The organism is Bradyrhizobium sp. Mp27, from assembly GCF_029953005.1.
GTDB classification, from domain to species: Bacteria; Pseudomonadota; Alphaproteobacteria; order Rhizobiales; family Xanthobacteraceae; genus Bradyrhizobium; species Bradyrhizobium barranii.
Genome location: NZ_JASAUS010000059.1, coordinates 12,196 through 36,889, shown reverse-complemented (window position 1 = coordinate 36,889; position 24,694 = coordinate 12,196). Strand labels below are relative to the sequence as shown.

The following is a 24,694-nucleotide window of genomic DNA, read 5'->3' as shown; positions in this document are numbered from 1 at the left end:
CGTGCTCAGCGTCTCCCCGCTCTGAACTCGCCCCATGATTGATTTCGGATAGGCATCCTAGAATTCCGAAGATCTTCATTCGCCAAGGGGCCGTCGCGTATGCCAATCCGTCACTGACTGGAAAGCATACCCGGCGCGGGCAAGCATATCCTCGGACAGATGCGGACCGACGAGCTGCATGCTGAGCGGCAACCCGTCTGCCGCGATGCCGTTCGGTAGCGTGATGGTCGGGCTGCCCGAGAAGTCGAATACCGCCGTGAAGCGCAGGATGCTGAGCAGCACGTTCGGATCGGCGCCGTATTCGCCCATCTTGGTCAGCGTTGGGATCGGCACGGGCATGGTGGGAATCAGGAGCAGGTCAATATCGCCGAACAGCGCCGCGAGGCTGCCGCAGAACTTCAACCGCTCATGATGTATCTGAGCGATCTCGACGCCGCGGATCGATCTGCCCTGCTCGATCAGCTGCGCCAGATCGGGACCGTATTCCGACTTCCGCGACGGATAGGTCTCGAGATGCGCCTCTGCGGTCTCGATGGAGCACATCGGAATCCACATGCTCACGAGCTTCTCGTAAGCTGGGAACTTGACCTCACGAATATCGGCGCCGAGGTCCGCAAGCGTACGCTCCGCTTCCAGCAAGGCGGCGACCACCTGCGGATCGATCCCATCCTGCGTGTAGCTGCGGTCCACGCCAATCCGTAAGCCCCGCACGCCGTCACCGATCCCCGCCAGATAGTTCGGCACCGGCGCCTGAAGGGCGGTCGGATCATTGACGTCTGCGCCCGCGATGACGCCGAGCATGGCCGCGGCATCGGCTGCGCTCCGGCACATCGGCCCGACATGATCGAGAGAGTCAGCCAGCGGGAAGACGCCGTGGCGGCTCACACGTCCCCAGGTGGGCTTGATCCCGGTCAGCCCGCACGTCGCCGACGGAAACCGGATCGAGCCGCCGGTGTCGCTGCCGATCGAGCCAAAGCAAAGTCCCGCCGAAGTGGCCACGCCCGAACCGCTTGAGGAGGAGCCGACCCAGTAGTCGGTCCCCCAGGGATTGAGCGGCGCTTGGTCGTCGGGATGATGGCTCGTATAGGCGCCCTCGGTCATTTTTAGCTTGCCGAGCGTGACGGCGCCGGCGTGTTCGAGCCGGTCCACGATCGTCGCGTTGAAGGAGGGGACGAACCTGGTGTGGATCGTGGTACCTCCAGCGGTTGGCGCGAAAGTGGTGTAGCAGAGATCCTTCAATCCGATCGGCACGCCGTGCAACGGCCCGCGCCAGATGCCCTTGGCAAGCTCGGCGTCACAGCGCTTCGCCTGCGCCATGGCCCGCTCGGCGAGGACGAGCGCGTAGCCGTGAAACTTCTGATCGAGCTTCGCGATCCGGCCCAGCATCACCTCGGTCACTTTCGAAGGTAGAAGCTCGCCGCGGCGGAACAGCTCGGAGATTTCGATGATCGACTTGTAGTGAATTGGATCTGCTGACATCTGACAGCCCTGCTGTTGTCGGAAACGGTTTCGCCCACCGGCGCCGCAGACGGCCCGGTCTCGTGACTCCGCTACTCAAGAAGCGCCTAGAACTGCACCCCGCGCGTGAGGGCACCATCGACCACGAGGTTGGTCCCCGTAATGAAGCTGGCTGCCTTGCTGGCAAGGAACACCGCCCCGTTCGCCATTTCCTGCGGCGTGCCCATGCGGCCGGTCGGATTCAGCGCCAGCGCGGTCTTGTACAGCTCGGGATTGCCGTCCTTGATCTGATTCCAGACGCCGCCCTCGAAATAGGTGTTGCCCGGCGACACCGAATTGGCGCGGATGCCTTTGCTGGCAAGCTGGAAGGCGAGACCTTGCGTATAGTGGATGATCGCGGCCTTGAACGTGCCGTAGGGGCCGCTCGCGAAGTCAACCTCCCGCCCTGAAACGCTGGAGATGGTCACGATCGCCGCGGCCTTGCTCTTCTCAAGATACGGCATCGCCGCATTGACCAGCCGTACGGTGCCCATCATGTCGGTGGAGAATTCCTTCTCCCAGCTCTCCTCGTCCTGTCCGATCGACAGCGCACTGACATTGGCGACCACGACGTCGATGCCGCCAAGCTTCGAGGCCATGTCCTCGACCCAGGCCTTGAGCGCCGGGCCGTTGGAGACATCGACCGAACGACCAAAGGCGGCGACGCCCTTCGCCTTGATCGCGGCGACTGCGCTATCGACGTCGGCCTGGTTGCGCGCGCAGATGCCGACATCCGCGCCTTCCGCCGCGAATGTGTCGGCGATCGCCCTGCCGATCCCCTTGGTACTGCCGGTGACGAGAACCTTTGCTCCCTTGAGTCCCAGATCCATGTCCATTCCCTCCCTGTTGACGACTTGAAAACATGCCATGCGGCCGTTCAGAGCAGGAGCTGCTCGCGGACATTGTCCTCGTTAACCTCGCCACCCGCCAGCGACTGCGCGATCTTGCCCTTCTCCATAATGTAACAACGCTCGGCGATTGCCAGGATCGTGTCGAGGTTCTGCTCGACGAAGATGATGGTGGTCCCGAGCTCGTTCCGGAACGATCTCAGCGCCTCGCAGATGTGCTGGACGATCGAGGGCTGGATACCCTCGGACGGCTCGTCCAGGATCATCAAGGACGGATTGCCGATCAGCGCGCGGCCTATGGCGAGCTGTTGCTGCTCGCCGCCCGACATCGTGCCTGCGGCCTGCCGCCGGCGTTCCTTCAGTCGCGGAAAATACTCATAGACGAGTTCAGGCAGTTTCTTGCCGCCGGGACCGCCGATCAACTCGCCGACCTGCAGGTTTTCCTCGACGGTCATCTGCGGAAAGACATCGCGTCCCTGCGGGATGTAGCCGAATCCCGCCCTCGCCCGCGCGTCGGCTTCGAGCTTTGTTACGTCCTGCTCCATGAAGCTGATCGTGCCACGCCAGGTTTGCAGCAAACCGATCAGGCACCGCATCAGAGTCGACTTGCCGACACCGTTACGGCCGATCACGCCGACAATCTCGCCGCGGGAGACCGACATGGTGACGCCCTGCAGAATCGGCGTCGCGCCGTATCCCGCCCATAATTCCGATACGTCCAGAATCCGGTCCGTGGGATTGGGTTCAGTGAGCATGCGTCTTACCGAGGTAAATTTCCGCGACTTGCGCGTCCTGCAAAATGCTTTCGAGATCGCCGCGTGCGAAAATCTTGCCGAGATGCAGCACCGTGACGCGCTGGGCGACCTGGCGCACGAAGGCCATATCATGCTCGACGACAAGGACCGTCATGCCCTCTGCATTGAACGACTTGATCAGCTCGCCGGTCTTGAAGGTTTCCTCCGGCGACATGCCGGCAGTCGGCTCGTCCAGCAGCAGGAGCTGCGGCTTCAGCGCCAGCGCCATCCCGATCTCGAGCCATTGCTGCTGGCCATGCGACAGCGCACCCGCGAGCTTATCGCTGTCCGGCCCCAGGTTGAGCAGAGTCAGCAGGCGATCCTCCTCGGCGATGCGTTCCGCGCCGGACAGTCGTTCCTGGAGCGCAATCTGGATGTTTTGCTGAACCGGCAGCTCCTTGAACACGCTCGGAGCCTGCATCTTGATGCTCATGCCTCGCTGCACGCGTGCGTAGGGACGCTCCTTGGTGATGTCGACGGTATCGAACAGGATGCTGCCCTGGCTCGGCGGATAGAGACCCACGATCAGCTTGAACAATGTGCTCTTGCCGGCGCCATTGGGTCCGATCAGGCAATGGACCTCGCCGGCGTTGACCGTGAGGTCGACGTCCGAGACTGCGGTCAATCCGCCAAAACGCTTGGATACGCCTTTGACTTCGACCAGCGCCATGATCAGGACTCTTCCGACTGCAAGCGACCAGCCTCCGCCATGACGGGGCCATCATCGCGCCGCCGACGCCCGCTCCACCAGTCGGCAGCAAGCTTGCCGATGCCGAGCACAAAACCCTGCGGCGCCAGCATCACCGTGGCGAGCAGCAGCGCTCCCATCAGCACGAGTGCTGCCTGCTGGCTGTAGACCGTGATGGTCTGAAAGCCGAACAGCAGCAGGAACGATCCGACCAGAGTTGCGGTCAGATCGCTCCGTCCGGAGAAAGCCACCCATACGATGGGCATCGCCGCCGCAGGCAGGCCGATGCTGGACGGCGTGATGAATTGGCCCCAGGACGTGTACAGCGCACCACTCAGCCCTGCGAGGCCGCTGCCGATCACGAAGGTCAGGAGCTGGTATTTCCGGACGTCATAACCCAGCATCTCGGCGCGCTGCGGGTTCTCGCGCGTCGCCACGATGACGTTGCCGATGCCCGAATTCACGAACATGCGCAACGCGAGATAGACGATCAGGATCAGCGCGATCATGACGTAGTAGAGCGCCGATCCCTCGATATAGAAGTCGCCGACGGCGAGCGGGTCCATGCCCTTCATGCCGTTGAAGCCATTCAGCCGCGCCGGGCCGATGTGCCATTCCGGCCCCGCCGTCTGGCCGAGGAAGAAGGCAAGCACCAGCGTCGCAGACAGCGTCACGATCCCGAAGAAGATGCCGTTGATACCACCCCAGATCATGAAATAGCCGAGGATGCCGGCCGCCACCATCGCAAGGACAACGGACAGCGCAAGCGCGGCGATCGTTGCGGTGCCGCCGCCCATGTTGATCGCGAGCACGCCATAACCGTAACCGGCGATGCCGAAGAACAAGGTTTGGCCGAACGACAGCATCCCGCCATAGCCCCACATCAGGCAGAGGCCGAGCGCCATGAATATCCAGATCAGGAAATAGGCGAAATTCCCCACATCATAGGAGTCGGCGAACAGCGGATATGTCAGTGCGCCCGCGAGCACTGCAAGGAAGCAGGACCAGAAGATCTTGCCACGTCCGAGCGTCTGCGGACCTTCCAGCAGCTTGAACATCACAAATTCCCTTTAGCGTCCACGACGGACCAGAACGCTGGAGAGCCCCTCGGGCAACACCCGAATGATCAAGATAACGGCGACCAGCATGCCAATCTGTCCGATGATCTGGCCGTAGCTCGCGTTCAGCGCCATCCGGATCATCGCCAGGAACACAGCGGCCGGCGCTGTTCCGAGCAGCACGTTTGCCCCTCCAATGACGACCGTAACGAAGCTTTCGACCACGAAGGTCGCCCCCATGGTCGGGATCAGCGTCATCGTTGGCGCGTAGAGCGCCCCGCAAAGTCCGGCAAGGCCGGTGCCGATCCCGAAGCTGATCGAATAGATTCGACCCGTTCGCGCGCCTAGCGCCTTCGCCATCGCCGCATTCTGCATCGTCGCCCGGGCGATCACACCAAAGCGCGTCTTCATGAAAACGATGTAGAGACCGCCCAGCACGGCCACCGCGCAACCGAACAGGACCAGACGATAGGTCGAAAACGTATAGCCGCCGATTGCGAAGCTTCCCTCGGGCGTTCCGATGCCCCGCACGGCTGAACCGACAATCAGGAGCATCGATTGCGTCACGATGAGGCTGAGCCCCCAAGTGGCGAGCAGAGAATCCAGCGGCCGCTTGTAGAAGCGCCGCACGATCAGGAACTCGACGGCGACACCGATGAGCCCCGCCGTCAGCGCGGCCAGGATCTGGGCAATCGCGAGCGGAACGCCCAGATTCACCAGGCCGACGGTGACATAGGCACCGCACATGATGAACTCGCCATGCGCCATGTTGATGACGCCCATCATGCCGAACACGATAGCGAGACCTGCGGCCGAGAGAATGAGGAACGCGAACACGTCGGCGAACTGATAGAATACCGAGAATACTTCAGCCGACATCTTGGTCCCTTTGCCGATCCCGGCGCCGCATCGTTGCGGCGCCGGCCTTGTCCAAGAGCGCAACTCTCAATACGAGCAAAATCCGTGCCCGTCAGGCGTCACGATTTCTTCGGGAGATGGCTCGGCGTGTATTGGTCCTTGTCGTTCTTCTTGGTGAGATCGCAACCGATTTCGCCGAGCCAGTACGGCTGGATCGTCCCATAGTCCTTCTCGACCTTCACCTCATGCTTCGGCCCGACCGAGATCAGGCGCATGCGGTGCGAGGTGTGCTGGCTCTTCGGATCGATGCACACCTTGCCTTCGGGAGCGTCGATGCATGCGTCGCCGGTCGCGATGACCTTGCGCATGTCGTCGTGCTTGATCGACTTCGCCTTCTCGACCAGCGCCTTGTACATGTAGAGCGCATTATAGGCATTGTAGCCCATGTCGTTGATGTAGAGCTCGTCAGGGAATTTCGCGTGCCAGCGCTTCTTGAACTCGGTAGCCTCTGGCGTGTCGATCTCCTCGAACCAATTCGCAGTCGCATGCATGTTGTTAAGCGCCGGCGGCTTGAACCGCTTGTGCTCGAAGCCGAGCATGACCTTGATCGACGATCCCATCGGCAGATTGAGGTTGGCCGCAGCCGCCTGCTCGAAGAATGAATCCTGGGCAGCGCCGACATTGATCGTGAGCAACCAATCCGGCTTCGCCTTCTGGATATTCTGGATGGTCTGCGCGAACTGCGACACGCCGAGCGGAATGAACTCCTCGCCGACGACCTCGCCGCCGAGATCCTTCATGATCTTGCGGTTCCACTCCGCCGAAATCTGACCGAAATTGTAATCGGCGGCGATGACATAGACCTTCTTGCCGAACTTCTCGACCATCCATGGAATCAGCGTCGAGAATTGCTGCTCCGGCACCGCGCCCATGCTGATCATGCTGGCGTCGCAGACGCCGCCTTCATACTGGTTGGTGTAGAAGTACGGTGTCGAGGTGCGATCGACGATCGGACGCAGCGCCTCGCGCGAGGCCGAGGTGATGCCGCCGATCAGCACGTCGACCTTGTCGCGGTTGAGAAGTCGACGGCCGAACTCCTGATAGCGCGCGTTGTCGCCCTGCGGATCGAGGTGAATCAGCTCGATCTGTCGCCCCAGGATACCGCCGCTCTTGTTGATCTCCTCGACGGCCAGCTGCGAGCCGTGCAGCTTCGGCATGCCCATGAAGGCGAGGTCGCCGGACACGTCCTCGAGCAGACCCACCTTCAACGGCGGCTCCGCAGCACGAGCAAAACTCATCGCCGCCGCCGTGCCGACCATGGCGCCGAGCAAAACCATCCCTAACTTGCGTCCCGAATTCATCGTCATGTTCCCTGTTATTGAAAGCGGCTGGATGTCATGGCTTGAGGTAATTCTTCAGGATCGATGCCCCCATCGTGTATTTTGGGTCGACCATGTTGCCGAGGCGCATGCGGCCGGCCTGGCTGAGCAGCATGTAGGCGTCGATCTCGTCGAAGCCGTAATCGGCCGCCATCCAGCGCACGAGCTCGCGATAGGCGATGCGCGCCGCGTCCTCGAGCGGACGGGCGCTGCCGATCGTCATGATGAAGTCCCTTGTCTCGAGCCGCGGCCAGGCGAAGCTCCAGTTCTTGATCAGGTCGACCTGCAGTGTGACCGTGGCGCGCTGCTCCATCGCCACGCCGGAGAGTTCGCCGTCACCTTGCGTTGCGTGGCAATCGCCGACGTAGAGCATCCCGCCGTCGGTGTGCACCGGGAAATAGATGATCGCCCCGGGGGCGACGTCGGGCAGATCCATGTTGCCGCCGTGGTAATCCGGCTGCAGCGACGAGATTGCCTCGATCTCCGGCGAGACGCCAATGGTACCGATGAACGGCTCGTAGGGCAGCGTAATCTTGTCGTTCCAGCGCACGCCGTTCCTGTCGACATGCAGCTTCTTCACGCGCTCCGGCAATGGCGGATTGAGCAGCGCCGTCGAGCTCGTCCCGACGAGTCCGCCGAACTCAGGAATAATGCAGGTCGTGCCGGCCGGCTGCTCGCCGCGGGTCTCGACGTCGCGGATGTAGATCGCGAGGCAATCGCCCTTCTTGGCGCCCTTAACTGCGATCGGCCCGCATTGCGGGTTCAGATAGGGAAAGTTCAGTTTGGCGGTGGGGCTGTCGCTCTCGCTGGTGAGCACACCGCCGAACGCATCCTCCGTCTCGACAACCACCACTCCGCCGGGGTCGATCGACAGGGTCGGCTTTGCATAGGGACCGTAGACGTAGTGGAAGCCGCCCTGCTCTTCGATCGTCAGGCTATGCGTCGCCCCGGTCGCGCCTTTGGCGACCGCACGCTTGGCCATGATGGAATTCTTCAACCAGTCTTCTGCGGGCATATGATTGGCTCCTCAACTCAGATCCCGGGATGACGCTTGTGCCAGTCGGTAACGCGCTGGAACGCATCGCCCGCGCGAACGAGGCCGGCCTCATCGAAATGACGACCGACGAACTGGAAGCCAACCGGACCGCCATTCGCGGCGAAGCCGCCGGGTAACGTCACGGTCGGGCTTCCCGTCATGTCGAACGGGCATGTGAAGCGAAGCAAGCCCGCGATCAGCGAGGCGTCCTCGCCGAGCGACGCCATCTTGGCGAGCGTGGGCGCGGCGAATGCCTGGGCCGGCACTGCGAGGAGATCGACCGATTCGAACAGAAGGCGGACGGCGCCACGAAACGCTTCGCGCCGGAGCACGATCTTCTGATAGTCCATGCCGGACTGCTGCCGACCGAGATCGAGCAGGCCAGCGAGTGCTGGGCCGTACTCGTCCTTGCGCGCGGGATAGGTGTCTTCGTGCGCGACGGCGACCTCGATGCCGCAGAGCGGGAACCAGTCGTCGATGACCGCCTTGGGATCGGGGAAATTGATCTCCTTGATCTTCGCGCCGAGATCGGCCGCTACACGCAGACCCTCGGTCAACACCTTGGCCGCATCGCCATCGGTGCCTTCGCTGGTCCAGCGCCGGTCGACGCCGATCGTCACGCCGCGAAGGTCGCCGGACAAACTGGCGAGATAGTCAGGCACGGGCAGCGGAACCGACGTCGTGTCCTTGGGGTCCTGACCCGCGATCACGCCGAGGATGGCGCCGCAATCGACCGCGCTCCTTGCCATCGGGCCGATATGATCCAGCGTCGCCGCAAGCTCGAATGCGCCGTAGCGGCTGACGCGTCCCCAGGTCGGCTTGAGCCCGGTGACGCCGTTAGCCGCGGAGGGAAAGCGGATCGATCCGCCCGTATCGGTGCCGAGCGAGCCGAAGCAGAGGCCCGCCGCGGTAGCGACGCCGGAGCCGCTCGAGGATGCGCCGGGCCAGAGATCCGCGTTCCACGGGTTCTTCGGTGGGTCGATCTTCGGGTGATGATCGGCGTAGGCGCCTTCGGTTTGCTGCAGCTTGCCGAGGATGATGGCGCCGGCATCCTTCAACCGCGCAACTACCGTTGCATCCTCGGTGGGACGGAAATCTCGATGAATCGTCATGCCATGGGCCGCCGGCGCGCCCTTGGCCCAGCAGAGATCCTTGACCGCCACTGGCACACCATGCAGCGGCCCCTTGATCTTGCCGGAAGCGATCTCCTTCTCGGCCGTGGCAGCGTCCGCGAGCGCCGAGTCAGCCATCACATAAGCGAAACTCTTGAGCTTGCCGTCGAGCTTCTCGATCCGCCCGAGCATCGCTTTGGTCGCTTCGACCGGCGACAGCTCCTTCGCCTGGATCTTCCGCCCGACGTCGACGAGTCCGAGATAGTGGAGATCTGTTGCCGCCATCGTTCTTCATCCTCACACTCGATGTGACGCGCGGTCGTCTCCGCGCATGCGTCACCGTTCTGGCGACGCGGACGCATCGCCAGCTTCCTTGGCGGCAAACGAAAAAAGCCACCCGTCCCTCCCGAATGAGGCGACGAATGGCTCAAATGCCGCGGCTATGATCTATCGCTTAGGGGCCGCAATCGAACGAAGCACTTAGTGCAAGGAGCTGGACGTCATCGGCCAGATCGGCGCACGCGAGGTTCGACAGGTAGCCCTGTAGGAGAAAAGTCTAAGTAACTGCCCATCGCATTGTCAACGATGCTCTCTGCCTAAATTTCGATAGTGCTGCGCAGCAAAACGGCAAGCCACTTGCACTGTCATCGCCGATGATGATTTCATCTTCGCGTTGCACTACCGAAAGTCGTCAATGACAAAACCGTCTGTTCCCGTTGGCATCATCTGCTCGCAGTCCGGGCCATATCAGGCTATGGGCCGCGAGATCCTCAAGAGCGCGATGATGGCGGTCGACGAGATCAACAACCAGACGGAGTTCGGCTTCTCGATTGCCGCTCATATCCGCGATCCTCGCGGCATCATCTCCGAATACCATACGGTCTGCGACGATCTCATCCGCAATGTCGGCGTCGAGCACATCATCGGCTGCTACACGTCGGCGTCGCGCAAACAAGTTCTGCCGATCGTGGAGCGCACCGATCGCCTGCTCTGGTATCCTGCGCGCTACGAGGGCTTCGAGTGCTCCGACAACGTCATTTATGTCGGCGCCTCGCCCAATCACAACGTCCTGCCGCTCGTCCGGTACGTGCTCGACAATCTGTCCCGGGAGATCTTCTGCGTCGGCTCCAACTACGTTTGGACATGGGAGACCAATCGCGTCACCCGGGAGCTGGTCAGCGCGGCAGACGGCCACATCCTGGCCGAACGGCTGCTCGAACTCGGCGAAAGCGCCGTCGGGCACATCGTCGACGAGATCGTCCGCCGCAAGCCGCCGATCGTGTTCAACACGTTGGTCGGAAGCTCGAGCTACGATTTCATTCGCGCCTTCCACGCCGGCACCAAGGCCGCCGGGCTCGAGATTCCGATGCTGAGCTGCAGCCTGTGCGAACCGGAACTGTCGATCGTCGGACCGGCGTCGGCCGGCTGCATCACGTCATCGGCCTATTTCGAGAGCATCCGCCTGCCGGAGAACCGCGCATTCGTTGCACGCTGGAAGGCGCGCTATGGCGACGACAGCAGCCCCTCGGTCGACGGGCAGTCCGCCTATGTCGCCGTCTATCTGTTGGCGCGCGCGTTGCAGCGCGCTGGCACATCGAGTATCGCCGAGGTGCGGCGCGCCGCGGCCGGCCATCGCTACAATTCGCCGCAAGGACCGGTCTGGATCGACGGCGGCAACAATCATTGCGTCCTTACACCGCGGCTTGCCGTTTCCAATCCGCGAGGACAGTTTGATATCTTCTGGGAAGCCGACGCGCCTGTTAAGCCTGATCCTTATCTGACGCAGCTCGACGTTGCTGTCAGCCCTTCGAGGGAGACCTCGGCGGGCGGCGCATTGCCGAATGCGCCGCATTTGCGGGTTGTAAAATGAGCAGACCGTCTTCATTTTCGCTGCGCGGACGCAAGGCAATCGTCGCCATCAAGGACGAACGCGACGCAACCATCGTGCGACGCCAGTTCGAGCGTCTTGGGGTCGACAGCATCGCGTGGGAGCCGACAGAGGCGATCGACTTCGCGCCGGATCTGGCGTTGATCGATGACGAGTTCCTGCCTTTGACACAACCGGCACGACGCGCGTTCCTGGGACGCTGCCCGGTCATCGCCCTGCTCGGCACCGAAACGCCAAGCCGGCTAAAGCTAGTGTTCGAGCTCGATCCGGCCTCGTTCCTGGTCAAGCCGTTGCGCTCAGCCGGCATCTACGCGGCGCTCGTCATGGCAATCGAGCGAAGCGAACGCACCAACGAATTGAAGCAGCAGGTGGTCAAGCTCGAGCAGCGTCTTCGGTCGCGTCGCGTCGTGCTCGCCGCCGTTCTCCAGGTGATGCACTCGCACGCGCTCGCAGAACCAGCCGCCTTTGCGCTGATTCGCAAAGCCGCCATGGAACAACGCAAGACGATCGAAGAGCTTTCGGCGGAGATTACCGCCAAGGGCATGCTCCCGCGCGCAACCGGCTAGCTCACTTCCATACGTGCGCATTCCTCACCGCACTACGCCTGACCTACCGGCAATGGTGAGGCGTAGGCTGATCTACGCCGAATGGCTCAAGTTTCGCGAGGACATCGTGACCGCGTTCAGAGTTGCCGAGGCGAGCTTTGAGTCCAGTCTCTCCAGTCCGTACAAGACCTGAGCGGAGTCCATTCACGAGCGTGCCGGTCGAAATAGTGCCCTGCCCCGAACGGGGCGGCGTCAGGGAGAGCCTGTTTCGGCCGATGGCAGACTGATGATCCGCGGCGCGCCGACCTCGCGGGGCAATGGCGCGCCGAGCACAAGTGAGAGCCGATACGAGGCGTCGGTGAGCCGGGACGCCAGCGCCTGGAGGTCGGCCTGACGGATGCGTTCGATTGGGCCGCTCACGGTCATGGCGCCCACCAGCGCTCCGTCGTGGCCGAAAACGGCGGTGGAGAGGGAGGCCGTCACAGCGTCGTAGATTCCGGAACTGACGAAGACCTGCACGCCGCCATCCGTGCGGTCTGCCCAGCGCGCCGTCCGCAGCACTTGTCCCGTCGAGGTCAAATCGAGTGGCGCGAGATTTGTGGGCCGCGCGACGTCGCGCACGAGCTGCGGCGAATCCACCCGAAACAGACAGAGCCGGCTATCGCGTTCACGCACGTGGAACGCACTGCTCTCCAACGTCTCCTGGCTTAGCCGCTGAAGGACCGGCAGCACATGCTGTTCGAGATTGAAATTGGCCCGATAGGTGGTGCCGAGCTGGAATGTCTTTGCGCCGAGCGCGTAGCGGCCGTCGCTGAGGCGGACGACGTAGCCGGCTTCATCCAGCGACACCAGCGAGCGCATCACGGTCGGTTTCGCCAAGCCCGTGATCTTGGCGATGTCGGCCAGGCTGCGCGACCCGGCTCCAGCGAAGGTATCCAGGATCGCCAACGCCCGTTGCACGGCGGCGACCCCTTGCGTCTTGGGCATTGAAAATCCCTGTCCTGCCGATTTTCGGTTGACCTCGGCTCGTCACCGTTACACTATGCGTAACGTCGTTCCATTTTCAATGGGGTTGATATGGCCGTAGGGTTCAGGATCCTTTCCCGCAAGCGTGTTGTCGCAGGCGAATGGGTCGAACGGGCTCGCGCCCTTCCGGTCGCCAACATCAGCGATGTGATGTCGCGCATGGCCGCGGGCGGCGCCACGCTCCGGCCGATGCATTCGGCTGGCGGCATGGCCGGTCCCGCTTTGACCGTGAAGACGCGCCCCGGCGACAATCTGATGGTCCACAAAGCGCTCGACATCGCGGTTGCCGGCGACGTCATCGTGGTCGATGCGGGCGGCGACCTCAGCAACGCAATCTTCGGCGAGATGATGCTCGCGCAGGCCGCCCGGCGCGGCGTCGCCGGCATCGTTATCCATGGCGCGATCCGCGATGCCGCTGCGATCCGGGCAAACCCCCTTCCCGTTTTTGCGGCGGGTGTCACCCATCGCGGTCCGTACAAGGACGGTCCGGGCGAGATCAACGGACCGATCGCGATCGGCGGCATGGTCATCCAGTCCGGCGATTTGGTGCTGGGCGACGACGACGGCGTGCTAGCCGTCGCCATCGACGATTGCCGAGCGGTGATCGAGGCAGCCGAAGCCAAGCAGTCTGCCGAGACCAAGCAAATGGCGGCGATCGAGGCCGGTAGGCTCGATCGTAGCTGGGTCGACGCCTCGCTCCGCCGTCTCGGCTGCGAGATGCCAGAGGTCTAGCGATGGTCGGGCGTACGATCTCCGAGAAGATCCTCGCTCGAAAATCCGGGCAGGATGCGCACGCCGGGGACCTCGTGGTCTGCGAGGTCGATTGCGCGCTCGGCACCGACGGTTCGGTCCCGATGGCGCTCGACTATTTCAAGGCGATGGGCGGAGAGAATGTGCGCGATGCCGCACGATTGGTCTTTGCGCTTGACCATTACGTGCCGCCGACAAGCCCGCAGACGATCGAGCTGCATCGCGTGATGCGGGACTTCGCCAGGCGGTTCAGCGTCACGCTGCATGAAGCTGGCGAAGGAATCGGTCACCAGCTCATCGTGGAGACGGGCCGCGCTCTGCCGGGTGGTCTGGTCGTCGGAGCCGACAGCCATGCCGTGACATACGGGGCACTGAATTGCTTTGCGACCGGGATCGGCTCGTCCGATCTCGCCGCGGTCATGCTGTGTGGCCGGATCTGGCTGCGCGTGCCGGATTCGATCCGCGTCGTCCTGACCGGACAACTGCCGAGCGGCGTCTATGCGAAGGATATCGCATTGGCCCTCGCGGGCATGCTCGGCGCTGACGGTGCCGCCTATCAGGCACTCGAATTCGCAGGACCGGGTGTCGCCACCCTCGCGCTGGAGGACCGCCTCGTCCTGAGCAATCTTGCGGTCGAGATGGGCGCGAAGACCGGCATCTTCCCGGCCGATGCTGAAACCGTCGCCTATCTGCACGGCCGCACCGGCCAGGCTTTCGAACCGGTCGCAGCGGATCCGGATGCGCACTACAGCCGGACCGTGGAGATCGCGCTCGACGCCCTCACGCCGCGGATCGCGTTGCCGCATCTGGTGGATCAGGTCGTGGCGCTCGAGGATGCGGCCGGCACGCCGGTACAGATGGTCTATCTCGGCACCTGCACCGGCGGCAGGTTACGCGACTTCCATCAGGCTCTCGCGGTGCTCGAGGCGGGTGGAGGCGTTGCACCCGGCGTGCAGCTCGTGGTCACGCCGGCATCGCGCGAGGTCCGCGACGCCATGACGGCCGACGGCACGCTCGACGCCCTGGTCGGCTTCGGCGCCACCGTGGTCGAGCCGGGCTGCGGCTCCTGCTGCGGGACCTGCGGGGTGATCCCCGGCGACGGGGTTTCGGTGATCTCCACCGCCAACCGCAACTTCAAGGGCCGCATGGGCAACGCCAAGGCATCGATCTACCTCGCCTCCCCGGCCGCTTGCGCAGCCGCCGCGACGCGCGGTGTCGTGACCGATCCTCGCGAGGTGTCGCGATGACAGCCCTGCGAGGACGCGCGCGACTTGTCGGCGACGACGTCAACACCGACTCGATCATCAGCTCGACCCGCAAGCGGGAGAGCCTCGACCCCGCCGTTCTCAGGCAATTCCTGTTCGAGCATGTCGATCCGACCTTTGCAGCTTCTGTTCAACCGGGAGACATCCTGGTGGCGGGCAAGAATTTCGGTTGCGGCTCGGCGATGGAGGTTGCGGTGACGACCGTGCTCGGGGCCGGCATTCCGGCGGTGATGGCGCGAAGTTTCTCGCGCACCTACTACCGCAACGCGATCAACAACGGCCTGCTGCCGCTTGTCTGCGAAACCGGCGGGATTCGCGAGGGCGACATCCTGATCTCCGACGGCACCGGCACGATCCGCAACGAACGCAGCGGTGAGACGCTCAGCCCGGAGCCGCTGCCGCCGATCATGCTGGCGATCCTGCGCGCGGGCGGCCTCGTTCCCTACATGCGTCAAAACGGTGACTTCAAGCTATGACGACCACAGACACTCCGAACGCCATTGCTTCGACGGGATACCGTCTTCGGCTTCCCGGTCCAACCGAAGTGCCCGAGCGGGTGCGGCAGGCGATGGCTCGGGTGATGGTCAACCATCGCGGACCCGAATGCCGGACTGCAATCGGCGAGGCGGAGGAGATGATCCGCCCGATTTTAGGCACGACGAACCGCATCCTGTTCTTTGCGAGCTCCGGAACCGGCGTTATGGAGGCTGCGCTCGTCAACGTGGCTGGACCGGGCCATCGGATCCTCGTAGTCGAGCATGGTCAGTTCGGTGAGCGTTTCACCACGATCGCCAAGGCCATGAACATCACCGTCGACACGGTCGCGATCGAATGGGGCCAGGCGATCGATGTCGCCGCGGTGGAAGCCCGATTGCGCGAGCACGCCTACCGCGCCGTCGTCGTCGTGCACAATGAGAGCTCGACCGGGATCGTGGCCGATCTCGCGGCGCTCGGCGCACTGGTGCGCGACCGGCCAACGCTGCTCATCGCAGACTCCGTCAGCGGTCTGGGCGGCATCGCGATGCGGCAGGACGAATGGGGCGTCGACATCGTCGTCTCGGCCTCGCAAAAGGCCTTGATGTGCCCGCCTGGCCTCGCACTTGCCAGCGTCAGCGCCAAGGCGTGGCGCGTGATCGGGCAGGACGAGCAGCGATCGGCCTTCTATTGGGATTTCCGTCGCGCGCTGAAATCCGCGGAGCAGAACGAGACCGCGTTCACGGCACCGGTGAGCCTCATCTATGGCCTGCGTGAGGCCTTGACGATGATGCACGAGGAAGGCTTCGCCAATGTACTCGCGCGCCACAAGAAGCTCTCCGCCGCGCTGCGCGCCGGCGGCGCGGCGCTCGGACTCGCAGATTTTTGCCGCGATGAGCCACGCTCGAACACGGTCGTGGTTTTCAAGGTCCCCGACGGGCTCGAAGGCGGAGCCATCGTGCGGCAGCTCTACCAGGATCACCGCACAGTGATCGCAGGCGCCCGCAACCGTCTCTCCGGCCGTGTCATCCGGTTTGGCACGATGGGTGCTTTGAGCGCGGGGACCATTCTGACCGACCTTCTGCATCTCGAGGACGCACTCACGAAGTTCGGCCTGCCGATCGAACCCGGCGCCGGGCTCAAGGCGGCCACCGAGTACCTCGCCGCAACCGCATGAGCAATCGCTGAACCCACGAGGGCGAACCACGATGAGATCTCCTGCCTCCATCCTCGCCCGAGTCGTGACGCTCGCGGCATCGCTGTTCGCGGCCGGGCTGGCCTCGGCCCAGCAGAACGTCGTGCTCTATTCGGCCAACGACGACACTGTGAACAAGCTTGTAGCCGAGGGCTTCGCCAAGGCGACCGGAATCAAGGTCGACGTGGTCTCGACCGGATCAGGTGTGCTGGTGCGCCGCGTCGCGTCCGAGGCCGCCAATCCGCAGGGCGACGTGATCTGGGGCGTCAGTGCGACGCTGCTGCGGCTCGCGAGCCCGCACCTTCAGGCTTACGCGGCGAAAGGCCGCGAAGCCGTGCCGGCGCAATTTCGCGATCCAAACGACCTTTGGCTGGGCACCAACATCCAGGTCGTTGTGATCGGCCAGAACACCAAGGCGATCGACAAGGCCAATGGGCCCAAAGCCTGGGCAGACCTCCTCGATCCGAAATGGAAAGGCAAGCTCGCCTTTACCGACCCTGCCAATTCCGGATTCTCATATGCGGCCGCGACCACGCTTCTCTCGCTGTGGGGCGCGGACGACGCAGCCTGGACCAAGATGGACGGGCTGCTTGCGAATGCGAAGGTGCTCAACCGCTCGACCCAGGTCTTCGACGGGATCGGCAGCGGCGAATATCCGCTTGGCATCACGCTCGAATATGCCGGCTTCCTGTGGGCCCATAACGGTGCGCCCGTGAGCGTCGCCTATCCGGCCGAGGGCACCTATGCGGGCGTCGAGGGCGCGGCCATCCTGAAAGGCGGACCGAACCCCGAGCCTGCCAAACGGCTGGTCGATTATCTGGCCAGCAAGGAAGTCCAGGAGATGTTGCTGAAGGCGACGTTCCGGCGCCCTGCCCGTCAGGATATCGAACTCGAGGCGGTCGCACCGGGGATGCTGCCGTTCTCGGCGGTCAAGGTGCTGCCCTATGACGACACCAAATGGGAAGCGGCCCGTCGCGACACCCTCGCGCGGCTGAAAACCACGATCCAGAACACGCGCTGATCCGATGACCGCGATCCGGATTGAAAACCTAACCCGCACCTTCGGCGCGGTGCGGGCCGTGGACGACATCTCGCTCGACATCAAGCATGGCGAGCTGTTCACGCTGCTTGGGCCGTCAGGCTGCGGGAAGACGACGTTGCTGCGCATGATCGCAGGCTTCATCGACGTCGAATCCGGCTCCATTTGCTTCGACAGCCGGCGCATCGATGCTCTGCCCGCGCATCGCCGCGACACCGGCATGGTGTTTCAGAACTACGCGATCTTCCCGAACCACACCGTCGCCGAAAACGTGGCCTACGGGCTGAAGGCCAGGAAGATTCCGGCTGGCGAGATCGCATCGCGCGTCGACAAGGCGCTCGAGCGGGTGCGCCTTGCAGGTTACGGTCCACGCTCGCCACACCAGCTCTCCGGCGGTCAGCTGCAACGCGTGGCAATCGCCCGCGCGCTCGTGATCGAGCCCGCCGTGCTCCTGTTCGACGAGCCGCTGTCCAACCTCGACGCGCAGCTGCGCACCGAAATGCGGATCGAGGTCCGACAGCTGCAGCAGGCGCTCGGCCTGACTGCGATCTACGTGACGCATGATCAGGAGGAGGCACTCGCCATCTCCGACCGCATCGCCGTCTTGCGTCACGGCAAGATCGAGCAAGTGGACACGCCGGAGCGCATCTATCGGATGCCGCAGACCGCCTTCGTCGCCGAATTCCTCGGCTCGACCAATATGGTGCCGGGCATCGCGGGGGCTTTCGACGGCCGTAACACGCCTGTCGCAGCAGCCGGAACGGAATTCACGGTCAGAGGCGAGGTCGCAGCGCCGGGCGCGCCGGTGTTGCTGTCGGTCAGGCCGGAGGCCCTGCAGCTGCGAGACGGTTCCGGTGGCTCGCTTGTGCATGCGCGTCTGGCGCTGCGTGAATTTCTCGGCCCGGTACAACGCCTCCACGCAACCCTGCCGGACGGCACCCAGATTCGGATCGCGGCGCTCGGCGGCCAGGCGCTCGATCTCTTGCCCGGCGCGCCGCTCACCCTTGCCTACGACCCTGCCCAGATCACGGCGTATCCAGCGCCATGAAACGCTTCGCCACCATCGTGACGCTGGCGGCGTTGGTGCTGCTCGCGGTGTTTCTGCTCTACCCGCTGGCGCTCGTCCTGGATGCAAGCTTTCGGATCGACGGCACGGGCGGCCTGACACTTGGGAACTATGCGGCGATTGTGAAGAGCCGCTACTATCTCGGCAGCATCGGCAACAGTCTGCTCTGCGCCGCGCTCGCGACGGCCTTCGCATGCGCGATCGGCATCCCGCTCGCCTTCTGTCTTGCCCGGATCGACATACCGGGCCGCGCGCTGCTGCTGACGCTTGCGTCCTTGCCGCTGGTCCTGCCCTCGTTCGTCAGCGCCTACGCCCTCGTGCTGCTGTTCGGCCATGCTGGCGTCGTCACCACCGCTCTGCGCGGGATCGGCATCCCGATCGGATCGATCTACGGCGTGCCCGGCATCGTCATCGTGTTCACGTTGACGCTCTATCCATACGTCGTCATGCCCGTGCTGGCCGGATTCCAGGCAGTCGACGCCTCGATGGAGGAGGCAGCCCGCAATCTCGGCGGCTCACGGCCCTATGTGATCCGCACCGTGCTGCTGCCCATCGTGATGCCGGCGATCCTTGCCGGCGGACTATTGGTGTTCATTGAGGCACTCGAGAATTTCGGCGTGCCAGCGGTGCTGGCTGAGGACCGGCCGTTCCTGGCCGTCGACATCTTCAAGCTGTTCGCCGGCGAATCTGATGCCAACCCGGCCGCGGCGGGCGCACTCAGCGTGCTCCTGATCGCCTGCACGGCGATCGCGCTGCTCGTTCAGCGGCACTACCTCGGCAAGCGCCGGTTTTCGACCAACGCCCGCAGCGCGCCCGCGAAGCTGCCTTTGACGCCGGGACTGCGGCTCACGGCCACGATCGTGAGTTGGGGCATTGTGATTGCCTCGCTGCTGCCGTTCGCGGCTGTGTTGATGATCTCCCTCCTGCGCTTTCGCGGCCCTGTCCTGACCTGGGAGTTCGGATTGGGCAATTACGCCACCCTATTGTCGGGCTCCTATCGGCCGCTGCTCAACACGCTGACGCTCGCCAGCATCGCGGCCGTCGCCACCATGCTGATCGGCGCTCCGATCGGCTATGTCGTGGCCCGGCACCGCTCGCGCTTGTCGGGATTGCTCGATTTCGTCGGCATGGTGCCGTTTGCGGTCTCGGGCACGATCCTGGCGATCGGGCTCATCATCGCGTTCAACAGCGGTCCCTTGATTCTGACCGGCGGCTGGCTGATCCTGGTCATCGCCTATGTCGTCCGCAAGCTCCCCTTCGCGATCCGGTCGTCCTCGGCAATCGTGCACCAGCTCGATCCCTCGCTCGAGGAAGCCTCGATCAATCTCGGGGTCTCGCCAAGCAAAACCTTCGCGACCCTGACCGTGCCGTTGATGGCCAGCGGCCTTGTCGGCGGGCTGGTGCTGGTCTGGATCACCGCGGCATCCGAGTTGAGCGCGACCATTGTGCTCTATGCGAGCGGCTGGGTCACCACGACCGTCGTGATGTACCATGCCATCGAGGGCACCGGCGCGGGTCTGGCGGCCGCCGCGGCCGCGGTGCTTATCCTCGTCACCGCAATCCCGTTGCTTCTGATCAATCGGCGCATCAACAAGCAGGAATCAACCGTGATATGACGGCAGGACAGGACGGTATGAACGAAGCAGCCCCGACGCTCCCGAATTTCCGCAGCGACAATGTCGCGCCGGTCTGCCCCGAGATTCTGCGAGCGATCGCCGAGGCCAACCGCGGCCCGGCCGCCGCCTATGGGGACGACGATTATTCGAGACTGTTGAATGCGCGCTTCTCGGAGCTGTTCGAGACCGCGGTCACCGTGTTCCCGGTCTCGACCGGTACGGCGGCCAACGCCTTGTCACTCGCGAGCTGCGCGCGGCCCTATGGCGCCATCTATTGTCACGAAGAGGCGCATATCCACACCGCGGAAGGCGGCGCGACCGAAGCCTTCACAGGCGGCGCGAAGCTCGTCGCCATGTCCGGCCGAAACTTTCGGATCGAGCCGTCGAGCCTGCGCCAGGCGCTGGGCCAGGCGACTTGGGGAGTCCGCAATCGCTCCCAGCCCGATGCGGTGTCGATCACTCAGGCCAGCGAATATGGAACGATCTATCCCCTCGCCGAGATCGCCGAAATCGGAGCAATCGCCCACGACAGGAATCTGTCGCTGCACATGGATGGCGCCCGGTTCGCCAACGCGCTCGATTGCAGCCCGGCCGACATGACATGGCGCGCCGGCGTCGACATCCTGTCCTTCGGGGCGACCAAGAACGGGGCGATGTCGGCGGATGCGATCGTGGTGTTCGATCAGGATCTCGTCGAATCCCTGTCCTATCGGCTTCGCCGCGCCGGCCAGACCTCGTCGAAGATGCGCTTTGCGTCGGCACAGCTGCTCGCCTACGTCGAGGATCGCCTTTATCTGCGGCTCGCGGCGAAGGCCAATGCCGTGGCCGCGCATCTTGGAGCGGGTCTCGCTGCGCTGCCCGACGTTCAGCTCATTGCGCCAGTGGAAGCCAATTTGGTTTTCATCAACCTGCCCGCTTTGGCCATCAACCGTCTTGCAGCGAGCGGGCTGCAATTCGCGCGACGGGGCCAGGACGTAATCCGGTTCGTGGCTCGCTTTGACAGCACCGAACAGGAAGCCGACGAGGTCATCGCGCTCGTCCATCGCGTGGTGTCGAAACGTTGATAGTGAGCTGCTTCTTGCATGCACGGAACGGATTGTAGCCATCACCTTCGCGGTCGGCGTAGTCGCAGACATGCTCACCAATACTGTGGACTCGGTCACGGGTCGCCAACCTGCCTTCAGCCTGCATCGCCCAGAAGATGGCAAGCACATCAGGGCGCCTGATGTCTTGCCGGGAGAGCCTGCCGGAACGCTTCTTCAAATAACCGGCCCATCTTTCTAGTGGAGCGATGGTCTCGGGACTGCGCACAGCGACCAGCCTGCCGCGCTTGATCTTCTCGATCTTCTTCTCCGCAGGCCATTGATCGATCCACACGCCGAAGGGGCGCTCGACTGCTTGGCGATGCCGTTCGAATTGCTTTTCGATCGAGCGATCGGCCGGGGGTATTGAGCGAGCAGGGCTTTTGCGGCGTCGCGCTTCTGGCGGGACTGTCGCGAACGGGCGCATTCTTTACCCGCGAGGTAATCGAATTGGTCCCCGCCACGGCGCATCTTCGGTCGCAACAGGAGATGACCATGATCGCGCTGCTGCTCTACCGGACCATCGCAGACCACCTTGTTCCCTGGGCCGTGACGCTCGCGACCCGCATGCTGGCACGCAGCCTCAACATGCCCGAGCCGCTGGTGCATTCGACCGGCCACTATGTCGTCGCGCAGGTCACAGCCTTCGAGCACGGCGTCGGCAAGAGCCTCTGCCCGTTCCGCCTCGCCCGCCTGCTCCGCGCCTGGTGGCGCGGACGCCACTGAATTCATCCCCGAAGCCCAACCCAACCATGGAGACCATGATGATCGACGCATCCACCTTCCTGCGCCGCGCGCTTCTCGCCGACGCCATCTTCAGCGGCGTCGCCGCCCTCGGCTTCACCTTCGGCGCCGGCGCGTTCGCATCGCTGTTCAACCTGCCTGAAGCGCTGCTGCGTGAGACCGGCCTGTTCCTGATCGCCTACACCGCGCTGGTCGGTTGGCTCGCCTCGCGTGCCTCCGTGGCGAGGTCGCTCGTACTGCTGGTCGTGGTCGGCAACGCGGCCTGGACGGTCGGCAGCATCGCGCTGCTGTTCTCGGGCGCGGTGTCGCCGAACATCAGCGGCGAGCTCATGGTCGTCGCGCAGGCGATTGCGACCGGCGTGTTTGCCGAGCTGCAATATGTGGGATTGCGGAAGAGCGGGAATGTGGTGGCCGCGTGAGGCCACGTCACTCGCCGTCGTCGCCCGGCTCGACCGGGCGACCCAGTATTCCGAGACAGTAGACGGATGCGGATGGGCTGCGGCGTACTGGATGCCCCGCTTTCGCGGGGCATGACACCGCGGCCAACGGCTATGTCCGCGCGCGACCGTTCTTCTTGCCAACGGCATGGCCGTTGAGCTTCTTCTTGCCGGCCTTCGCGCCCGCCTTCTTGGCCTTGGCTTCCGTGCGCGCCTTCACCTTGGCGCGTTCGGCGCGAGCCTCGGCGCGCAGCTTCTTGCGCTTGGCCTCGCAGGAAGGACATTTGCAGCCGATCGGCTTCAGATAGGCTTTGAAGTAGTCGGTGCCGTAATCGTAGTTGATCTCGTCGCCCGGCTCGATGTTCTTGATGGCGCGGATGAAGACCTTGCGCTCGCGCGGCCGAACGTCGGACTCGGCGTTGGGACGGCAGGAATGGTTGATGTAGCGGGCGAGGTTCTTGCGCACCGACCCGTCGATGGTCCAGCGGTTGTTGAGCTCGAACAGGTATTTGTTCTCGATCTCGTCATGCGCGGGAATTTTGGAGTCCAGGATCGGTCCGAAATAACGGATGATCCGGGTCCCCTTCTTGATCGGCATGGTGGCGAAGAGGCCAAGTCCGGTCTTGGAACGGCCGACGCGATAGGATTTGCTGGAAGCGATGGTTGGCATGATCGAATGAGATGTCGCGGACGAAGCGCGGTAAGCGCAGCGGAAGGCGCCCTTCTAGAACGATTCCGCGCCGCTGTCAGGTACATCCCGCCTCTGTTTGAACCTTGCCCACAATGAAGACGTCTGATGGAGCGAGTTCCCTCTGTATCAAGGCGTCGTCATGAGGCGTATCGCGTTCCTTTGTCTGACCGTGCTGCTGACTTGCCTGAGCGCGGGTCACGTCGCCGCCCAATCCATGGGCAGCACCTATTCCTCCACAGCGCCAAAAGACTGCCGCCAGATCGGCAAGCCCAGCGAGCTCGACGGCAGCACCACGCGGGTCTGCCCGGGAAAAGACGGCCTGATCGTGCTGATCGCCGAGGATGATCTGCGCGAAATCGTCTCGGTCGGCCGCAATCGCAAGGCCGCAGCGGAGGAACCGGCGGCAAAGGTCTGGTTCGCGCCATTCAATTCATCGGAGGCCACCGTCGAATGGCGTAGCGCGGGCACCAAGCCGTTTGCCATGATCCAGCGCTGGCACATCGCCGATAGCACCGATCCCGACAGGCAGGGACGGCCGAACACCAAGGCCATGCTCGTCCTGACGCGGCTGCCGCCGGGGCCGGTCTGCCACGTCGCCTATGTCGATGCCATCGCCAACCCGACCGCCAATGAGCTCGCGCGCAAGGCGGCGGACGATCTCGCCCGCGGCTTCACTTGCGGCAAGGACGAGGTGAAGATTGTCGGCACGCGTGGACGCGCGGTCGAACTCGCGACGATGCGCTAGGACACCGCCCGCCCGAACGCGCTATGCCGGCAGCTTCGCCGTGATAGGCGCCGTTAGCATTGCCTCGAGCAACTGTTCGGCCGTCGTCCCTTCGGGCAGCCGCCCCAGAATGTCCTCGAGACGGCCGTCGAGCAGCAGCATGGTGAAGCCGTGCACCATCGACCATGCGCGCGCGATCGCCGCGCCCTGGTTCAGCGTCAGCGAATCTTCGCTGATCTGCTCCTGACGCATCATGCCGATAGCATTGGCAAGGCCGGCGAAGGAGGCTTCGGCCGCCTCGTGCAGCGAGGGCCTGGAATAATCGAGCCGTTCGGTGCGGAACATGATGCCGTACATGCCGGGATGGGCCTGCGCATAGGCGACATAGGCCTTCGGCCGCGCCAGCGCGCGCTCCAGCGGCGTGGTGGCGGCGTCGCAGGACGAGGCCATCGCCGCGTTGAACTGGCGGAAGCCGACGGCCGCGAGCTCACTGAGCAGGCCGGTGAGATCGCCGAAATGATGGGTCGGCGCGGCATGCGAGACGCCCGCCTCCCGCGCCACCGCGCGCAAGGTCAGGCCGGAGAGCCCGTCGCGCTCCAGCACCCGTTCGGCGGCCTGGAGCAGCGCCTCGCGCAGGGCGCCGTGATGATACGGCGTCTCCGTCTTCGCTACTGCCGGACGGCGTGTGGAACGCGCCTGCGCGCTCGCGGCCGTCGATGTCTTGCTCGGGGTACGCGGCTTGCGCGCTGTCTCGCTCTTGGCGTCGCTTTTGGCCATTTGCAAGCTATATGACGCAATGTTGACAGTGTAAAGATTTCACTTGACGAATGCGGCGATCGGCATTATTCGATCTTTACGATGTAAAGATGGAGAGGGATACGC

Annotated in this window: 26 protein-coding genes; 13 read left to right on the top strand and 13 right to left on the bottom strand. The window is 63.8% G+C overall.

Annotated features, from left to right (window positions below):
• Positions 1 to 75: 75 nt before the first annotated feature.
• From QJT78_RS26615 to QJT78_RS26575, 9 genes are all read right to left on the bottom strand, one after another.
• Positions 76 to 1,479: an amidase gene (locus tag QJT78_RS26615; protein ID WP_028151196.1), complete on the bottom strand. Its 1,404-nt coding sequence runs from the start codon at positions 1,477 to 1,479 to the stop codon at positions 76 to 78.
• An 86-nt stretch (positions 1,480 to 1,565) separates the two neighbouring features.
• Positions 1,566 to 2,327, bottom strand: a complete 762-nt coding sequence (locus tag QJT78_RS26610) for an SDR family NAD(P)-dependent oxidoreductase (RefSeq protein WP_028151197.1) — start codon at positions 2,325 to 2,327, stop codon at positions 1,566 to 1,568.
• A 47-nt stretch (positions 2,328 to 2,374) separates the two neighbouring features.
• Complete coding sequence (locus QJT78_RS26605; protein ID WP_038942017.1) at positions 2,375 to 3,100, bottom strand: ABC transporter ATP-binding protein; 726 nt, start codon at positions 3,098 to 3,100, stop codon at positions 2,375 to 2,377.
• Positions 3,090 to 3,809 (bottom strand): ABC transporter ATP-binding protein, encoded by a 720-nt coding sequence (locus tag QJT78_RS26600; RefSeq protein ID WP_028151199.1) that lies wholly within the window; start codon positions 3,807 to 3,809, stop codon positions 3,090 to 3,092. Before QJT78_RS26600 ends, QJT78_RS26605 begins: the two co-directional genes overlap by 11 nt.
• Positions 3,810 to 3,811: 2 nt before the next feature.
• Positions 3,812 to 4,885: a branched-chain amino acid ABC transporter permease gene (locus QJT78_RS26595; protein ID WP_281460361.1), complete on the bottom strand. Its 1,074-nt coding sequence runs from the start codon at positions 4,883 to 4,885 to the stop codon at positions 3,812 to 3,814.
• A 12-nt stretch (positions 4,886 to 4,897) separates the two neighbouring features.
• Positions 4,898 to 5,764: a branched-chain amino acid ABC transporter permease gene (locus tag QJT78_RS26590; protein WP_028151201.1), complete on the bottom strand. Its 867-nt coding sequence runs from the start codon at positions 5,762 to 5,764 to the stop codon at positions 4,898 to 4,900.
• A 98-nt stretch (positions 5,765 to 5,862) separates the two neighbouring features.
• Positions 5,863 to 7,080: an urea ABC transporter substrate-binding protein gene (locus QJT78_RS26585; RefSeq protein ID WP_085965488.1), complete on the bottom strand. Its 1,218-nt coding sequence runs from the start codon at positions 7,078 to 7,080 to the stop codon at positions 5,863 to 5,865.
• A gap of 58 nt (positions 7,081 to 7,138) precedes the next feature.
• A complete protein-coding gene (locus QJT78_RS26580) occupies positions 7,139 to 8,137 on the bottom strand; it encodes an acetamidase/formamidase family protein (protein ID WP_028151203.1) in 999 nt (332 codons plus the stop codon).
• Positions 8,138 to 8,154: 17 nt separating this feature from the next.
• On the bottom strand, positions 8,155 to 9,555 hold the full coding sequence (locus tag QJT78_RS26575; RefSeq protein ID WP_028151204.1) for an amidase: 1,401 nt from the start codon (positions 9,553 to 9,555) through the stop codon (positions 8,155 to 8,157).
• A gap of 409 nt (positions 9,556 to 9,964) precedes the next feature.
• Between QJT78_RS26575 and QJT78_RS26570 the strand changes: the two genes are divergently transcribed.
• Both QJT78_RS26570 and QJT78_RS26565 read left to right on the top strand, forming a co-directional pair.
• The gene (locus tag QJT78_RS26570) at positions 9,965 to 11,140 is read left to right on the top strand and encodes a transporter substrate-binding domain-containing protein (RefSeq protein ID WP_028151205.1); all 1,176 of its coding nucleotides are present in this window, start codon (positions 9,965 to 9,967) and stop codon (positions 11,138 to 11,140) included.
• Positions 11,137 to 11,724 carry an ANTAR domain-containing protein gene (locus QJT78_RS26565; protein ID WP_028151206.1) on the top strand — a complete coding sequence of 196 codons (588 nt, stop codon included), beginning with the start codon at positions 11,137 to 11,139 and terminating at the stop codon, positions 11,722 to 11,724. Before QJT78_RS26570 ends, QJT78_RS26565 begins: the two co-directional genes overlap by 4 nt.
• Positions 11,725 to 11,955: 231 nt before the next feature.
• Here QJT78_RS26565 and QJT78_RS26560 read toward each other — a convergent pair whose 3' ends face one another.
• On the bottom strand, positions 11,956 to 12,690 hold the full coding sequence (locus tag QJT78_RS26560; RefSeq protein ID WP_049807412.1) for a helix-turn-helix domain-containing protein: 735 nt from the start codon (positions 12,688 to 12,690) through the stop codon (positions 11,956 to 11,958).
• Positions 12,691 to 12,780: 90 nt separating this feature from the next.
• Between QJT78_RS26560 and QJT78_RS26555 the strand changes: the two genes are divergently transcribed.
• The 8 genes from QJT78_RS26555 to QJT78_RS26520 are packed head-to-tail and all read left to right on the top strand — an operon-like array spanning position 12,781 to position 21,198.
• Positions 12,781 to 13,461 (top strand): RraA family protein, encoded by a 681-nt coding sequence (locus tag QJT78_RS26555; RefSeq protein ID WP_038942019.1) that lies wholly within the window; start codon positions 12,781 to 12,783, stop codon positions 13,459 to 13,461.
• A gap of 2 nt (positions 13,462 to 13,463) precedes the next feature.
• Positions 13,464 to 14,726, top strand: a complete 1,263-nt coding sequence (locus tag QJT78_RS26550) for an aconitase/3-isopropylmalate dehydratase large subunit family protein (protein ID WP_038942020.1) — start codon at positions 13,464 to 13,466, stop codon at positions 14,724 to 14,726.
• The gene (locus QJT78_RS26545) at positions 14,723 to 15,220 is read left to right on the top strand and encodes an alpha-IPM isomerase (RefSeq protein WP_028151209.1); all 498 of its coding nucleotides are present in this window, start codon (positions 14,723 to 14,725) and stop codon (positions 15,218 to 15,220) included. The genes QJT78_RS26550 and QJT78_RS26545 overlap by 4 nt, the downstream gene beginning before the upstream one ends.
• The gene (locus tag QJT78_RS26540; protein ID WP_063711500.1) at positions 15,217 to 16,395 is read left to right on the top strand and encodes an alanine--glyoxylate aminotransferase family protein; all 1,179 of its coding nucleotides are present in this window, start codon (positions 15,217 to 15,219) and stop codon (positions 16,393 to 16,395) included. The genes QJT78_RS26545 and QJT78_RS26540 overlap by 4 nt, the downstream gene beginning before the upstream one ends.
• Before the next feature lie 31 nt (positions 16,396 to 16,426).
• Positions 16,427 to 17,434: an extracellular solute-binding protein gene (locus tag QJT78_RS26535; protein ID WP_080586479.1), complete on the top strand. Its 1,008-nt coding sequence runs from the start codon at positions 16,427 to 16,429 to the stop codon at positions 17,432 to 17,434.
• Positions 17,435 to 17,438: 4 nt separating this feature from the next.
• Positions 17,439 to 18,500 (top strand): ABC transporter ATP-binding protein, encoded by a 1,062-nt coding sequence (locus QJT78_RS26530; RefSeq protein WP_028151211.1) that lies wholly within the window; start codon positions 17,439 to 17,441, stop codon positions 18,498 to 18,500.
• Positions 18,497 to 20,134, top strand: coding sequence for an iron ABC transporter permease (locus tag QJT78_RS26525; RefSeq protein WP_028151212.1), 1,638 nt, complete (start codon positions 18,497 to 18,499; stop codon positions 20,132 to 20,134). The genes QJT78_RS26530 and QJT78_RS26525 overlap by 4 nt, the downstream gene beginning before the upstream one ends.
• 17 nt (positions 20,135 to 20,151) lie before the next feature.
• Positions 20,152 to 21,198 carry a beta-eliminating lyase-related protein gene (locus QJT78_RS26520; RefSeq protein WP_281460360.1) on the top strand — a complete coding sequence of 349 codons (1,047 nt, stop codon included), beginning with the start codon at positions 20,152 to 20,154 and terminating at the stop codon, positions 21,196 to 21,198.
• On the opposite strand, the gene QJT78_RS26515 is transcribed toward QJT78_RS26520, so the two are convergent.
• Positions 21,161 to 21,643 (bottom strand): hypothetical protein, encoded by a 483-nt coding sequence (locus tag QJT78_RS26515; RefSeq protein WP_157790163.1) that lies wholly within the window; start codon positions 21,641 to 21,643, stop codon positions 21,161 to 21,163. The genes QJT78_RS26520 and QJT78_RS26515 overlap by 38 nt on opposite strands.
• 68 nt (positions 21,644 to 21,711) lie before the next feature.
• On the opposite strand from QJT78_RS26515, the gene QJT78_RS26510 reads away from it, so the two are divergent.
• Together QJT78_RS26510 and QJT78_RS26505 are read left to right on the top strand one after the other, a co-directional pair.
• Positions 21,712 to 21,942 carry a hypothetical protein gene (locus QJT78_RS26510; RefSeq protein WP_014494050.1) on the top strand — a complete coding sequence of 77 codons (231 nt, stop codon included), beginning with the start codon at positions 21,712 to 21,714 and terminating at the stop codon, positions 21,940 to 21,942.
• Positions 21,943 to 21,980: 38 nt separating this feature from the next.
• The gene (locus QJT78_RS26505) at positions 21,981 to 22,379 is read left to right on the top strand and encodes a hypothetical protein (RefSeq protein WP_028151215.1); all 399 of its coding nucleotides are present in this window, start codon (positions 21,981 to 21,983) and stop codon (positions 22,377 to 22,379) included.
• Positions 22,380 to 22,509: 130 nt separating this feature from the next.
• Here the strand turns inward: QJT78_RS26505 and QJT78_RS26500 are convergent, their stop codons facing one another.
• Positions 22,510 to 23,067, bottom strand: a complete 558-nt coding sequence (locus QJT78_RS26500) for an SET domain-containing protein (RefSeq protein ID WP_028151216.1) — start codon at positions 23,065 to 23,067, stop codon at positions 22,510 to 22,512.
• A 235-nt stretch (positions 23,068 to 23,302) separates the two neighbouring features.
• On the opposite strand from QJT78_RS26500, the gene QJT78_RS26495 reads away from it, so the two are divergent.
• Positions 23,303 to 23,833, top strand: a complete 531-nt coding sequence (locus QJT78_RS26495; protein ID WP_240537473.1) for a hypothetical protein — start codon at positions 23,303 to 23,305, stop codon at positions 23,831 to 23,833.
• A gap of 21 nt (positions 23,834 to 23,854) precedes the next feature.
• Here the strand turns inward: QJT78_RS26495 and QJT78_RS26490 are convergent, their stop codons facing one another.
• The gene (locus QJT78_RS26490) at positions 23,855 to 24,589 is read right to left on the bottom strand and encodes a WHG domain-containing protein (RefSeq protein WP_028151218.1); all 735 of its coding nucleotides are present in this window, start codon (positions 24,587 to 24,589) and stop codon (positions 23,855 to 23,857) included.
• Positions 24,590 to 24,694 lie beyond the last annotated feature (105 nt).